This window comes from Shewanella sp. SR1, assembly GCF_020447145.1.
GTDB classification, from domain to species: Bacteria; Pseudomonadota; Gammaproteobacteria; order Enterobacterales; family Shewanellaceae; genus Shewanella; species Shewanella baltica.
The window spans coordinates 1-13,787 of sequence record NZ_JAJAEF010000007.1; the positions used below are offsets into that span (position 1 = coordinate 1).

The 13,787-nt window shown below is 42.2% G+C and carries 17 protein-coding genes; 8 read left to right on the plus strand and 9 right to left on the minus strand.

Going from position 1 to position 13,787, the window contains the following annotated elements; all coding sequences use genetic code 11:
- The 3 genes from KV201_RS08180 to KV201_RS08190 form a co-directional block, all read right to left on the minus strand.
- Positions 1-228: transposase (locus KV201_RS08180; protein ID WP_226059022.1), on the minus strand; the 228-nt coding region annotated here is incomplete at its 3' end.
- Between the two features lie 58 nt (positions 229-286).
- Positions 287-2,482, minus strand: coding sequence for a VIT domain-containing protein (locus tag KV201_RS08185; protein WP_226059023.1), 2,196 nt, complete (start codon positions 2,480-2,482; stop codon positions 287-289).
- Positions 2,460-2,912 carry a MerR family transcriptional regulator gene (locus KV201_RS08190; RefSeq protein WP_226059024.1) on the minus strand — a complete coding sequence of 151 codons (453 nt, stop codon included), beginning with the start codon at positions 2,910-2,912 and terminating at the stop codon, positions 2,460-2,462. The genes KV201_RS08185 and KV201_RS08190 overlap by 23 nt, the downstream gene beginning before the upstream one ends.
- A gap of 336 nt (positions 2,913-3,248) precedes the next feature.
- Here KV201_RS08190 and radC point away from each other — a divergent pair, with 336 nt between their 5' ends.
- The 8 genes from radC (at position 3,249) to KV201_RS08230 (ending at position 7,995) form a co-directional block, all read left to right on the plus strand.
- Positions 3,249-3,755, plus strand: coding sequence for a DNA repair protein RadC (gene radC, locus KV201_RS08195; protein WP_226059025.1), 507 nt, complete (start codon positions 3,249-3,251; stop codon positions 3,753-3,755).
- Between the two features lie 40 nt (positions 3,756-3,795).
- Entirely contained in the window at positions 3,796-4,158 is a 363-nt protein-coding gene (locus KV201_RS08200) for a hypothetical protein (RefSeq protein ID WP_226059026.1), read from the plus strand.
- 175 nt (positions 4,159-4,333) lie between these two features.
- Positions 4,334-4,708 carry a type IV toxin-antitoxin system YeeU family antitoxin gene (locus KV201_RS08205; protein WP_226059027.1) on the plus strand — a complete coding sequence of 125 codons (375 nt, stop codon included), beginning with the start codon at positions 4,334-4,336 and terminating at the stop codon, positions 4,706-4,708.
- Between the two features lie 203 nt (positions 4,709-4,911).
- A complete protein-coding gene (locus tag KV201_RS08210) occupies positions 4,912-5,325 on the plus strand; it encodes a DUF2787 domain-containing protein (protein ID WP_226059028.1) in 414 nt (137 codons plus the stop codon).
- A 193-nt stretch (positions 5,326-5,518) separates the two neighbouring features.
- Entirely contained in the window at positions 5,519-5,926 is a 408-nt protein-coding gene (locus KV201_RS08215) for a DUF2787 domain-containing protein (protein ID WP_226059029.1), read from the plus strand.
- A gap of 108 nt (positions 5,927-6,034) precedes the next feature.
- Positions 6,035-6,601, plus strand: coding sequence for a site-specific integrase (locus KV201_RS08220; RefSeq protein ID WP_107947286.1), 567 nt, complete (start codon positions 6,035-6,037; stop codon positions 6,599-6,601).
- Between the two features lie 81 nt (positions 6,602-6,682).
- Positions 6,683-7,405 (plus strand): lecithin retinol acyltransferase family protein, encoded by a 723-nt coding sequence (locus KV201_RS08225; protein WP_226059030.1) that lies wholly within the window; start codon positions 6,683-6,685, stop codon positions 7,403-7,405.
- Between the two features lie 305 nt (positions 7,406-7,710).
- On the plus strand, positions 7,711-7,995 hold the full coding sequence (locus tag KV201_RS08230) for a CopG family ribbon-helix-helix protein (RefSeq protein WP_011920070.1): 285 nt from the start codon (positions 7,711-7,713) through the stop codon (positions 7,993-7,995).
- 183 nt (positions 7,996-8,178) lie between these two features.
- Here KV201_RS08230 and KV201_RS08235 read toward each other — a convergent pair whose 3' ends face one another.
- The 6 genes from KV201_RS08235 to KV201_RS08260 form a co-directional block, all read right to left on the minus strand.
- Positions 8,179-8,922, minus strand: a complete 744-nt coding sequence (locus tag KV201_RS08235) for a hypothetical protein (protein WP_226059031.1) — start codon at positions 8,920-8,922, stop codon at positions 8,179-8,181.
- 38 nt (positions 8,923-8,960) lie between these two features.
- On the minus strand, positions 8,961-9,308 hold the full coding sequence (locus tag KV201_RS08240; protein WP_226059032.1) for a hypothetical protein: 348 nt from the start codon (positions 9,306-9,308) through the stop codon (positions 8,961-8,963).
- A gap of 425 nt (positions 9,309-9,733) precedes the next feature.
- Positions 9,734-10,411 carry an inovirus Gp2 family protein gene (locus KV201_RS08245; RefSeq protein ID WP_226059033.1) on the minus strand — a complete coding sequence of 226 codons (678 nt, stop codon included), beginning with the start codon at positions 10,409-10,411 and terminating at the stop codon, positions 9,734-9,736.
- Between the two features lie 336 nt (positions 10,412-10,747).
- Positions 10,748-12,211 carry a YfjI family protein gene (locus KV201_RS08250; RefSeq protein ID WP_226059034.1) on the minus strand — a complete coding sequence of 488 codons (1,464 nt, stop codon included), beginning with the start codon at positions 12,209-12,211 and terminating at the stop codon, positions 10,748-10,750.
- 37 nt (positions 12,212-12,248) lie between these two features.
- Positions 12,249-12,461, minus strand: coding sequence for an AlpA family transcriptional regulator (locus KV201_RS08255; protein ID WP_126492074.1), 213 nt, complete (start codon positions 12,459-12,461; stop codon positions 12,249-12,251).
- Between the two features lie 96 nt (positions 12,462-12,557).
- Positions 12,558-13,655 carry a cytoplasmic protein gene (locus KV201_RS08260; protein ID WP_226059035.1) on the minus strand — a complete coding sequence of 366 codons (1,098 nt, stop codon included), beginning with the start codon at positions 13,653-13,655 and terminating at the stop codon, positions 12,558-12,560.
- Between the last annotated feature and the right edge of the window lie 132 nt (positions 13,656-13,787).

The window sequence follows — 13,787 nt, forward strand, 5'->3', positions numbered from 1 at the left end:
TTGCTTCTTCAGCTCACGGATTTCAATTTGTTCAGGGGTAATCGGAGATGCTTTTGGTGTGCCACCCTGGCGTTCTAGTTTTAACTGTCTCACCCATTTATCCATAGTGGACTTACCTACGTTCATCGCCTTTGCAGCTTCGATGATGCTATGGTTTTTATCGAGGACTAATTGGGCTGCTTCAAGTTTGAATTCAGCACTAAATGTTTTTCTGGTTGTTGCTCTCATGTATTCACCTAAAGTCATCTACGAGGCAATAATATCACCTCTATTTAGGTGGCCAAAATTAGTGTGCCACTACACACGCACTACCAGTGAGATGCAAGGCTAGATTAGCGCGAATATCTATCGCAATATCGGGATCAACTTGATCAATAACATGTTGTTGCGGTAACCAATGCCTTAACTTTCGACCAGTTCTTCCAGCATTAGATACTTCAAGAAATGCTAGTAGGATTTCAAACACTAGAAGTTTTTCCGGTATGTCAGGATAAAAATTCATATCAATCATCAAGATTTTCTGCAAATCAATGCCTAATGATTTAATACAAGTAAAACTCAATTCCAACGAACCATTGGACGCCGCTTTGTTGAAAATGCTTAGCCAACTGGCGATTGCAGTCATATCTCTATCAACTGGTTCAGCAATATCATCTACAAACGTTAAGTCCTGTTTGCGTAAAAATGCTGGCATATCAAGGCAATCAAGCACTGAACTGCTATACACTGGCGCGGCAAAACAAAGAGATACAACCCCAGCCCCTACCGAACCAAACCCCGCTTCACCGGCTGCACGAGTGTGCCTTATAGTTCGCAACTCTGGTAAACCGTCAGCTTTTTGGTCCCGCACGGCGACCAACACACAGCAGGTTTGCTCACAAAGCAAACTATACTTAACGGTAATTTCCTCAGGATCCTTGCTGCTCGACAATCTTTGGTAAGCTGCCAGACGTGACAGTGTTCCAGGACCAATCCCTCGAAACTGTCTTACCGGGATTACCTGTTTTTGCTGCATAATTTCAATATTCACGTAGGTTTTTGGTGATATTTCGGTCTCAGATGTGGCATAGCATTGATAACCATCACCCTTAAACAGTAACTGTTTATCAACTTGCTCATTAATTGGTATCGGCCAATGTATTTTAAGATCTGTTATCTCTGGCTGACGGCATCGTTTAAATTGTCCCACAGTCGCATCTGCCATCGACTCGTTTGGCGATACATAGATGGCTGAAGCGCCAGTACTGCGTGACAATTTATTCAGAAAAGCTTCGTTTACTGCAGAACCCACGCCCACACTGAATAATCGTATATTTGCTTTTATTGCATCCGCGATTATTGCCGCGGTATCCCACACTTCACCATCAGTGATCAGCAACATTTGCGTCGCAAATTCTGCATGCCGTCCTGTTTTGCGAGCCAAGTTTAATGCTGCTGCAATTTCAGTTCCCCCCATGTTGGCCTCTAGCTGGTTGATGTATGCATGAAGTTTTGCAAGATGCTCACTATCGGCAGGAACAGGGGATGGAAACAAACTTTGTGCTTGAGACCCAAAGGAGATGATGTTGAACCAGTCTGATGGCTTGAGAAGTGTTTTAATTGCGACGAAGGCCTTACGCACCTGCTCAATAGCATCTCCACACATTGAACCTGAACGGTCAACAATAAACTGGAAGCACTGAGCTGACTCATGGTGGTTATCTAATGATGGTAATAGCAAGTTGGCGCAGTACTGCAACCCAAAAGCACTCTTTTCAACTAGAATTTCGCCAGTAAATGAAGGTAATGCTTCTAGTGTAATTATGATGTCCCTATCAGGAATAACCCTATCCCCTGATAAGATTAAAGAACTCTCTTCTCGTTTTACCGTTAATGAATGACTTGGACTGGTGACTAATGAGGAAGATAATTCACCGTTAATCGTCAGATTAAATGTTAAGCGTGCACCATTATCTAGTGTATGCTCAATCTGTTGATAATCTTGTAAATTTGCTGATCGCTGATGTCCGTAGCGGTCACCAATTGTACACGGAAAATAAAACCGCAGTTTACGCTCTTGCCAGTTCAGGACTTGGGCATATTGAATAGAAATGGTAACGTCATCATTAGGTAGCAAATTACCAACATTGAGACAATATAACCCATCATTCCACCGCTCCAGTAATACAGCACTGTCACCTTCTGCTATGGCGCCTTCGTATTTATCAGTTCCAATAGCTTTTAGCATCACTTCACCTGTGAACTGACGTTCACCAATCGCCATGGATAACCCTAAAATGACCGCATCTAGTGGTAACGTAAATGAGAATATGGCTTCAATAGGGCAAGTTTCACGATTTACAAATTCGTGAACCAATTCGACTTCACTGATAGCACCATTCAGTTGCGCATTAACTAAACTGTGCTTTAAAACAATGTCATGATCAAACCCAAACCCTTCAGAACTACCTAGCGCTATGTTATTCATCACATTGTTGTTCATTTTCCACCCCACCATTATTTTTAGGCAAAGAGCACTGCATAACCTGCTGATAGCTACTTATCATTGCAGGTACTAACATCCTTAACTGCTCACTACTCACACCTGCCGCAATTGGGTCAATCATTAGCGTCAGCCCTTGGCCCAGATGTAAATGACTGATTACACGCATGTCCCCAGCTTTTGGTTGAATATCAGGCAACTCAGGTTCATTTGCATAATTCAGTAACTCTTGAATTCGCTCTAAAGACAGCCCCGCACTTTGCCAACGTTTAATTTTAAGCAATTGCTCAACATGTTCTGTGTCGTACCAGGCTCCACGACCAGCACCATGAGGCCCTTTAATCAGCCCCTTTTGCAGATAAAACCTGATCGTTCTAACTGGAAAGTCGAGCAATCTCGCCAGATCGCTGATGCCATATTTTTCTTGCATCCTGTACCTCCATATAAACTTCACTTAAATTTATACACCAACAATGTACAGTTCAAGTGTAATGAATAATATTTTTTATGAAGTTTGAATCAATAGAGAAAAAATTAACAATAAGGATAAGTTGGTTAGCTTAAAACTCTATCGGTAACTTATGTTCTTTCTGGTATTAAAATTTTTCTATGTAAAATCTAAACCCGCCTTATTCAAAGCTTCTTTGATATAGCCTCATGACATTGACCAATTCATATTTTTTTTATCTATTGCACTTTTTCCAAATCTTTTCAGATATATATCACTCCTGTGCATAAGCCCATTAATGCTTTCAAGGAGCCTGATATGTCAACAAAAGCGATACCCACCAAAACTGAACCTAACAACTCGATAGACCAGCCAATCAACCCGTGGCCGCAAACTGCCGATGAGGTCCTCGCCTCTGCCGCCAATATCATTGCCGAGCGCTATGTGAAGAAGGACGCCTATACCAACCCTCAAGCCACTAAGGATTTTTTAACTTACAAACTCGGCGGTTATGAGCGGGAGGTGTTTGCGGTGATGCTGCTCGATAATCAGCATCAATTACTGGAGTTTAAAGAGCTGTTCTTTGGCACTTTAGATGCTGCCAGTGTCTATCCACGGGAGGTGGTTAAGGCGGTATTGGCCATCAATGCCGCAGCGGTGATCTTTGCCCACAACCACCCATCCGGTGAATCTGAACCTTCGGCTGCAGATAAGCACATCACCAAACGGTTAACCGATGCATTAGTACTTATCGATGTGCGCGTGCTTGACCATATTGTGGTTGGTCGTACACCGGTGTCCTTTGCTGAACGAGGCTTACTTTAGCCAATGTTTAAACCTGCCACGCCAAATCAAGGAGTCCATCATGATTGAATTTACCGACAGTTTTTCGCAGGCCTGTGTCGCCGAAGCCTGCGCCGCTTTTCCTGAACTGCGTAACCGCTTAGCGGTTGAGCTAATTTTGCCGATGTTTGTACGCCCGCTAAATGCCATGGGCCAAGTGATTGGCAAGCCAGTCGTTGCACCACACCGCGAGCTACATAAAACCGTATTATTTGTTTTTCACCGTGATGTGGTTGAGCACTTGCCCAGGGAGATCAGCTTTTGCCGCTATGTTTGCCCCTGTGATAGTTATGGTGTGCCAACAGGTGAATGGCAGCGTGTGATCAACGGTGTGTACTTCAACCATGGCAGCAACGAGCAACCGAATTGGAGCGTACACACCTAAAGAACGTTACCTGTCATCACCCACTCCACTAGTCGGCTGTATTAACCGCTCTTATCACCCACTCCACTAGTCGGCTGTATTAACCGCTCTTATTAGCACTGGTATTTATCACTGCTCTCGCTAGTCAGCTAACGAACCCTACTCCCTAAAGTTCTTTTCAACCATTGAGGTCACTATGACAACGCTAAAACTTTTCGATATTGAGCACGCCTGGGGCTTGCCCCGTAAAGTATCTCCCCGCTTTGGTGCAAGGCTGATTTTACGTGGTCTGCACTTGGATTATCTCAATGACCGTTCAAGCTTTGTCGGTGAATTTCCACCAGCAATTAAACAACAATTTATCGAGGCCTTTCCCGCCATGGTTAAACAGCTTGAACGGCTGGTGGCCACCGGCGATATTGATGCCACTGAGCAGCACTGCGTCACCATTGAGCACGTTGGCTTTACCTGTGAGGCTGACACCTTAGGCAGCCACGGCTATTTGTATATTGCGATTTATCAAACCGAAGCTAAACCACTAACCACCAGCAACCAAGCCCTGACTCGATAAACCGTTCGATCTAGCAAGCCTGCACCAATCAAACACCTTTCCTAAACCCCAGCTTAGACCCCAAGCAAGTAACGCTTTACCTACTTGCACAAAGCCGCTTGGCCAACACCCGTTTTATTAACCAAACCGCATAGACAGCAAAAGCCAAGGCGTGACTGCGCCTTGGCTTTTGCGTATGCCCGTTTTTAAATAAGGAATATTCCATGACATTAACTATCAAGCGTAATCAACTGCCAGCGATGCCTGATCGTTTTTACCAAGTGATTGAAAAGGAACTGACTGAAGTCACACCAAAAGACGCCAACGCCATCACCCTTAATTTTCGCGATCCTGGTTACAGCGCCGAAGCTGGCGGCTTTCATCCCGTCGAAGTGCGGCTTGAGAAACAGCAAGATCATTGGCGTTTAGTCTACGTCACCGACTTTGCTTTTCGCGGTCATCCCTTCCCTGAACTGGTTAAAGACATCGATATCTGCTTTAACAGCAAGCAGGTCTATAGCCTATTTAGTGGCTGGATTACTGAGCGGGAATCACAGGGGCTGATTAAGTTGTTCAGCGATAACTTTGTCAGTTACTACCAGATGGAAGTCTATCAAGTAGAAGTGAGCTTGGATTAACCCGCCTCGCCGTCATTTCACGCGAGCATCCTAAGCCTATCTACCTGTTTCTGCTCTATCGCAATCAACGGGCCAAGCACATCACACCCGCGCCCTTGTAACCTAAATCATTACGACAAGCCCCTGTCGTTAACAACAACCTACCCCGCCCGCAACGCCCGTCGTTAGCGGGCTTTTTGTTTTGGAGTCCACCATGAACATCTACCGCGAAACCATCCTGCCACTGCCAGAGCAATTTTATGAATTGTTAGAACGGCAACTGGCCGCACTTAATAAGCCCAACCTCAACATCGTCACCTTTAACTACCGCGATCCCGACTACAGTGCGGATAGAGGTGGTTATCACCCAGTGGAGATCAACCTCTACCGCCAGGGGGATTGCTGGTATCTCAATTACTTCACCGACTTTGCTTACTGCGGCGGGCCCTTCCCTGAGCTTGAGAAAGAAATGGAAGTATTGTTTCAAGAGAAGCAGGTTTACAACAGCTTCTTTGGTCGCTGTTACCTGGAACACGCCGACAACTTGGTACGGCTGCTACTGGAGAACTTCTGCAACTACATCGAGATGGCGGTGTACCAGGTTCAGGTCAACGCCGACTGAACGTGGTGCCCACAAAGGTATTTTGGGAACCAAGCAACGCAGGCCCGATGCGGGTTTGCAATATGCTGGTGCCCACAATCATCACATAGCTAATTGAGGGAACCAAGCATGAACGAAGTCGAAGCGGTCAAGAACCGCGACACCATCAAGCTTATCAGTTACCTGCTCGAACGTCACTTTGGTGAGCAGATGGCCGATGTCTGGAATATCGGCCTTAACCTGGCACTGCGTATCTCTGACTTACTGGCCATCAAGTTCAGCGATATCGACGGCGACCGCTTAAATATCATTGAGCAAAAGACCGGTAAACGCGCCAGCATCAAACTCAACCCGAAGACACTGGCGTTGATTGAGGAGATCCACCAGCGTCATCCCGAGCATATTTACCTATTTCAATCCCACCGCTCGAGCCAAGCCAAAGACCGGCAGGCCCCCGCCAAACCGCTGACACGGCGTGCAGTCGCCAAAGCGTTTGCCTTTGTCGGTGACGATATCAAGTTAGCCCTGGGCACCCATTCGATGCGTAAAACCCGGGGGTATCACCTGTATCAAGCCTGCAAAGACATTGGCCGGGTGATGCGCATGCTGCGGCATCAATCGGAAGCGGTCACCCTGCGTTATATCGGCATCACTCAGCAGCAAATCGATAAAGACTTTGTCGAGCTGGAAATCTGAGGTCAATCAGCACGCCCTATTCAACCCTATTAGCAGATGCGACCTAGGGGTATCTGCGTTGTTTTTCTTGGAGTACATACCATGTATAAATTTCATCCAGGTGATCATCTGGTCACCAATATCGATCCGCTTGGCTTAACCGAACACCATGGCCTCTATGTTGGCCATGGCAATGTGATTCACTTATCTAAGCAGGGCATCATCGAAGAAATCGATCTGCAGCAATTTGCTGGTGGCCACAGTATCAGAGTGAAAAAGTCCACGCTGTTTCCCCATCAGGCCATTGAGCTAGCGCGCAGTCAACTGGGTCACAGCCCATACGGCGTTGCTACCAATAATTGCGAGCACTTCGTCAATGAATGCTTAGCGGGAAGTAGCACCTCCAATCAAGTCAGTAATCTCACCCACATTGCGCTGCAAGGCTCCGCCAGAGCAGGCTTACTGGGGAGGAGCGCGTCAAAGCTTGCCACGGGGACTGTCGCAAACGTCGTGTTAGCCTCTACCGCCATCAAAATGACCGGTGAATACCTAGGGCTACCCGACAACGTCAACACACTACTAGGGACACCTGGAGATCTTGTCGCTAAACCTGCCGAATGCCTACTAAAAGGCACCAGCCAAACTCTAGGTGAAAGTTATGCTTGCTTACGTCAAGGAGAAATAACTGATGCAGGGATCAAGCTCGTCACGGGCAGTGTAGAAACCGGCTTAAACACCGTGCTGACGACAGCAGAAGTGGGCATCAATGGCGTAAAAGCCGGTGCTGAGCTGATAGCCGATGCATGGCATTGGTTAAGGTCATGATGCTTCACCTGCAATATTGAGAGTACTCAGTCACCCATTAGCCAACCCCTCTAAACGAAGCGGCATCACTTGCCGCTATCGTTTTCACTCCTATTGCGATTACGCTCAGTGCGTTAACGCTAAAGATTAGCCTTATACTGAAGCACCATTTATGCCCAGTTAAGCGATACAAACTATGTTCTATCATCCTTGAGCTTTATGGCGTTGCTCGAGCTGACGAGTAAACCGTGTAATCATTATTTTTTTGTACCACGTTATGCTAAGGTATTACCTAGTAGTACTAAGCATTACCTATGGAGTAACAGATGAGCACAATCAAACCCGTGTCGGTTAAATTAGATGCCGATATTAAAGCCAGAGTCGAGCATTTAGCCGAAACTCGTAAACGTTCATCACACTGGATGATGCGTGAAGCGATCCGTGAATACGTTGAGAGAGAAGAGAAACGCGAGGCACTGCAGCAAGAAGCGTTACGCGCATGGGAAGAACACCAGACATCAGGCTTGCATGTCACCGGTGACGAAGTGGTGAGTTGGCTGGAGTCCTGGGGAAGTGAAAATGAAAAGGCTGCCCCTACCTGCCACAAATAGTCTTCACAGCCACTGCGTTAGCTGATTTAGAACGCTGACCTTTAGCTCTTCGTATTTAAGCCTGACGCTCGATGAATTAACTGACCGCTTTACCTTTTAAATTTAGACTGTATCACTGATGATAAAAAAGGCCTGTCCAATACTAAAATAATCGCCATAATATATCTGCAGCTCACTCCACTATCAATTAGGAGATAGATAGACTTCCGAGTTAAATACACTAGTCTCAAAAAACCTAATTTCACCTGCAGTCAATGAATGTGCTAAATTCGATAATTTCATGTAATTTTTATCATCCCAATGTTCCTCCGGTACCCATGTTTTCATTATTGGAATGCCTGAGTTTTCTTGACGAACAAAAGGTATATAGCAATTTCTTGTAACCACAACAAAATCTTCAAATTTCACATCGGCATCTGAGTAAATCATTCTAATTGTATTCTCATTAAATATACCTGCTACCGTATCAACAACGACTTTAATGCTCTGTTTACTATTACGAGTAATCATTCTTGCCATTGCATGCTCAGATATATACACTAATGCTCTGATACAATATCCATCATTTCGCATAGGCCGTTTTTTATCCACTATGTGGGAGCAAAGTGGATAAAAATGTTCATCTTTTGTATATTTATAACCTTCTATGTCAATAGCCGTGGCGCCAACATATATATATTCTGTTAGCTCTGCGGTTTTTCCCTTGTTAAAAGTTTTATGTTCAATCAATAACTCAGACAAAGATTCTCGATTGATATCAAGTTGTAGTTGATAAAAATTTTTCAATGTTTTATTTTTTCTTTCAAACGCTAAATTATGCTTATCATTCACCGAATTAAAAAGCTCCCTAAGCCGTCTAAACTCTCCTCGTATAAAAGCCTTTGCAGCACTTTCGTTAGATATTTTGATTAGTTTACTGTTATCCATATACACTCCTTTGCTAACTAAATAACATATAAGTAACGTCACATAAATTTTGTAAATTCTGGACTCGAAAAATACCTATCAATATCTACCTGACTACAGCTACTCGTTTGTTCATGGGCCAACAATTTATCTATTGGAATTATCACACCTTCAACATCTGTCGTTGACGTAGCTTTCAGCCTAAATGCATACCCCGAATCTTCACCAGATTCCCACACAAAGACGCATGACACAGAACCATAATCATCCCATTTTTTTCCGACACGCCCTTTTATTCTCAACAAGTTTAAGGCTCCATCAGGGCCTTTAATAGCCATTTCTACCGATGAATGTCGTGCTTTTCGCCATGGACTGCGAGTATGAATAGCTCGATAGTTTATCGTCATTGCTTTGCTCCCTGCCTCTATCGGTTGTTTCGTTTAAACTATCTATTATTTTAGCAGGCTTCATATCAAGGCATGTCAAAAAATTCACAACAAGTGACCGTCTTCGTTAGCTAGTTTATTGTAATTCCGAAAGTGGTCGTCCTATCTATGGCAATGACTATTGTTTTAGGGAACTGCTTATCGACTTTGGTGACACCGGTTATCTGGCAATGTACCAGTATGATGGCAGCGAACGATTGACCGTGTTGTGTATCCGCCACCAAAAAGAAGCCGTCTATTGAGAGATGCATCAGCAAAGAGGTCTTCGCATGGATGAGCGATTATGAATATACTGCTACTCTCTATAAACACAAAAGCAAGGGATTTGAACCCCTTGCCCTTTACTTCCCTATTTGTACTCGCAGCAATCGTGCTAAGTAAGTTAATCACCAACTTTGTAACCGACCCGAGATACGACTACAACCAAAGTTGTGATTGCCATTCCCATAAATTTTCGTGTCAGTTTTAGCAAAATAACTTAATCTTTTAAACAAGTCTTGGTAAATGTAAATGAAATCAGCTTGGTTACGACACAGTAAATATTGAGCATTTTCTGGGAAATGGATCAACCCTTGAGCATTGAAGATATCTAACCTTAGTGCACTCGCCCAAGCTTTGTGTATTCTGTTATACATATTAGCCCGACCCAATTCAAATTTCCCTAAACTTTTATACGCATGGCCATTGAAGAACAAACAGACATGGTAATGACACTTATCCCTTCCACTCATCTCTTTAACCCAAATGTAAAATAACTCACTAGCATGAACCTGACCGTCAGTTGTGTTTCGTAGTTTCGCCTGATAATCCGCTTTTAACTGGGCTTTTAATGATTCGAAGAAACGGGTGATCACTGCTGTATCACTCGATTCAAACGTATCAGGAAATCGTAGATCAACTCTTATCGCAAACACCTTTGAATACTCCATAACCACGCCATTTATAACCTTTGAAATTTTATTCAGATATTCTTCAATAGCACCATTCTTAAAATAAAGTGTTTGCAATCCATCATATCGAGGTGTTGTTAGCACCGTTAAATTCCTATTGATAATACTATCCATAACTCACTCTCCCATCATTATTTAAAGGGTGTAGTTAACCACTCAAAATTAACACACTAATTTTGATGAATACAAAACAACCAAGTAATACACCAGGCAACCAAATTAAAAACATTAAGCAAGAAACATATAAAACACAGATATAATACTATTAAAACCCTAAATTAAAACTACCGAGAACCAACCAAACTCAAGCGATATTTTAAATTTAGATAATAAAGTTCACTGCAAAAATATTTATCACCACTCTGAATTAATATGCATACTATGAGAAAAAATAAATCTTGAGAAACAAACCATAAACGTTAAGCACTTATGTCGATTAAAAAGTAACACTCATAAATAGCGCGCCAGATTTTCAGCTAGTTGAGCATTGTCAGGTTCTTGATTGCAAAATAAGTCCATTACTCTAGTCTTACCTATAAAAACTTCAGCCATTGGGTTGCTTTGCTTTAAATAATCTAATGCAGATTGTAAGTCGGCTTTTTTACGAATACAGTTTGGACCATATTGTAAAATATAATTCTTTCTTATATATCTTATTCCCGAAGCGGTAAATGGCTGAAACCATGCGATCAGCTCCTGTGAATCCAGTACATATTTAGGCGGAGGGCAAAAGACTCGCATAAAATCTCTTGAGAAATAACTTAACAACTCAACGGCTAACCACAAAGATTGTGAAGATATTTCAAAATCGTCTGGATGTTCAAAACAATGGATCAAGGCGGCAACTCTGGCAATGTTCTCTGATAACTTGGATGCATGGTCTCTTGCACATGCATACATGCCCCCGGGAGCCATTTTAGTTTCGATGTCATTATAAATATTCCACCAGATTTTTTCAGCTGCCGAAGAAAAAACCACCTTTTTCCGATGCCAATAATCAACTAATCCCAAAGACTGCTCGAGTAGTTGTCTAATCCTGCAATTAAACTCTTCGATACCCTCACGGGAATGCCGATGACCATTAGCTTGGCGAAAACCACAGGTAGAAAGTGGCTCGCAGATCAACATCCGAGATAGAAATCCATTATCACGGACATTAACGTTAGACTTATTCAAAAAGTTCTGTAACGTATCTGGTTGCACCATGATATGCATCGATAGTCGAATATCGTTTAATTTAAATGATGGTGAGGTTTTTCGATTTACCGTCATATCATCACCACTCCACATCGGGTTAAAATTAGCAGCGTTGCTCATAACCCTACTTTTAAATATTAGATCTCCTTCACTGGAGCCGAAAAAAACATTAGGCAGATCATTTTTTAAACCATCAAGTAACGCTTCACTGGTGGTATCCTCATATATCACTCTAGGGGCTCGAGGTTTTGTAGGTTCTTGTTCAGATAATGCTACCAATTGCTGGGTCGTCTCTTCATTTTCAGCATTATCCAGCGTAATAGTCTTTTTTAATTTTGCTTTTTTTGCCTTATGTATATCCATCTGAATGTTGTACTCTTTTAAAATTTGCTGATAAACAGCCTCTTGTTCTTTTTCAATACTTTTAATCTCTCCCATGAACAAGTTATCAACGGTCGATTTACGTTCACCCGATTGTGCTATGGTCATTACCATGAGTGATACGGGAGCGATTTTCCGAGTAGGTATTTCAACATTGAACACCCCTTGCATGGCAGTTGCCATCGACGTTAACTGACAAGCCAAGATCATACCATCGGGTGCTTGCAGCAATGCTCTTACTTCTTCAAACGCTTTCTCCATCTTAGGAGCGACGGTTAGATTTGGAACATAACCGTAGGAGATTGGAAATAATTTCTGGTAATAATAACTATTCATAATCCACCTTTATTTAATAAGTTAATCACTCTTAAGGTCAGTAAAATCTTCTACCTTGTAGCCACTGTTCGACTTCTTGCATGTACCAGCCAACGGCACGAGCGCCAAGGCAAACTTTTCGAGGAAAAAGTGGATCAAACCTGGGGGATTTGGGATTGAGTTTATCGTAGATAGTTGAACGCGAAAGCCCTGTAAGCTGAACCAAGGTCTTCAGTCTAATAATGGAATTGCTTGTGAGAGTTGTGTTCATAATCGTCCTCAGAGTTGTGAATAAACGTCTACAACCCTGAGATTAGATGGTTATCAAGCATGAATAAACGGGGTAAAAACGGTCCCCCTAGCTCACCTAAAATGCATTATTAATTGTATTATATGCGTTTTTTGGTGCCCTAAGAAATTCTCTCGGTCTTAAAATTAATTCAGCATATTTAGCATTATCACTCGAAAAGCCTTCTCCCTCTGATCCCTCTAAAAACTTTTGTATTTCAGATGTTATATTTTTATCGTAAGCCTGCTTATGATGCCAAAAATGCTCGAGGCAGTGAGTTAAGTATGGAAACTGGCAACCATCTGCAATCGATTTAGTTTTACCGCATCGACCATCAGGATTAGGGTTGAGAAAAAAAGCCGCCGCTTCTGCCTTTTTTTGAGCATAACCGAGTTGATTCATAATCAACTCTACCAATCCTTTAGCTTTAGGTAGCTTAGCTGTTTTCCCCCAATAATAACGGAAACCTAAGATAGATAATTCGTCAAGGTCTGATTGTTTACGTAACATGTCATCAATATAGTAAGGACTATCTATTGGTATATCGCTTATAGATGTTTTTTTATCTACATCTTCGACAATAAATTTAACAACATCCATTTCATACACATATACTGAATCAACAGATGCCTTTAAATCTTTAAACTCATTTTCAATGCAATTATTTTCCTTCCATTCATTTACTGATTTAGCTGAAAAAACAAATTCTACTTCAATAGAATTTCTAGCAATAAACATATCAAACTCAGTCATCGAACCTTGTTTTTGGCGTAAATATTCTGTTTGACATCCCTTTCCATCAAGAATTTCAATATCACCATTTGAATCAAAAAACAAGATAGCGAGAGGATTTCTTACGCTGCATCGCCTTTGTTTTAAAAGCAAATTTAAATCTTCTTTTTTCAACTGAACATATGAAGCATGTTTAATTAAGTGAGCATCAAATACTGGTTTAACGACATTAGGTTTACCCTTAAACCTAGTATGAGCATTTAAGCCACGGGTTGTGCGCAAATTTCTTCTGAATAAACTTTTATCACCTTTGTAGGTAACCCAGACATTTATGTTAGCGGGAACTTCAATTAAAACAGGTTTATTTTGTTCAAATAGATAAACCAAAACACTGGTAAAATCTGTGTTTAACTTTATTTTCGATAACTCTATAATTCGACCCATTGAAGCTACCACTCCACATTAACCTGCTATTTTTACTACTAATAGCAGAAATAGCACCAAAATCCCATTTCATTCTAAAATTTGAGACAAATCTTTTGCTTAGATAAAATAAGGATAAAATCACAGTAAAGC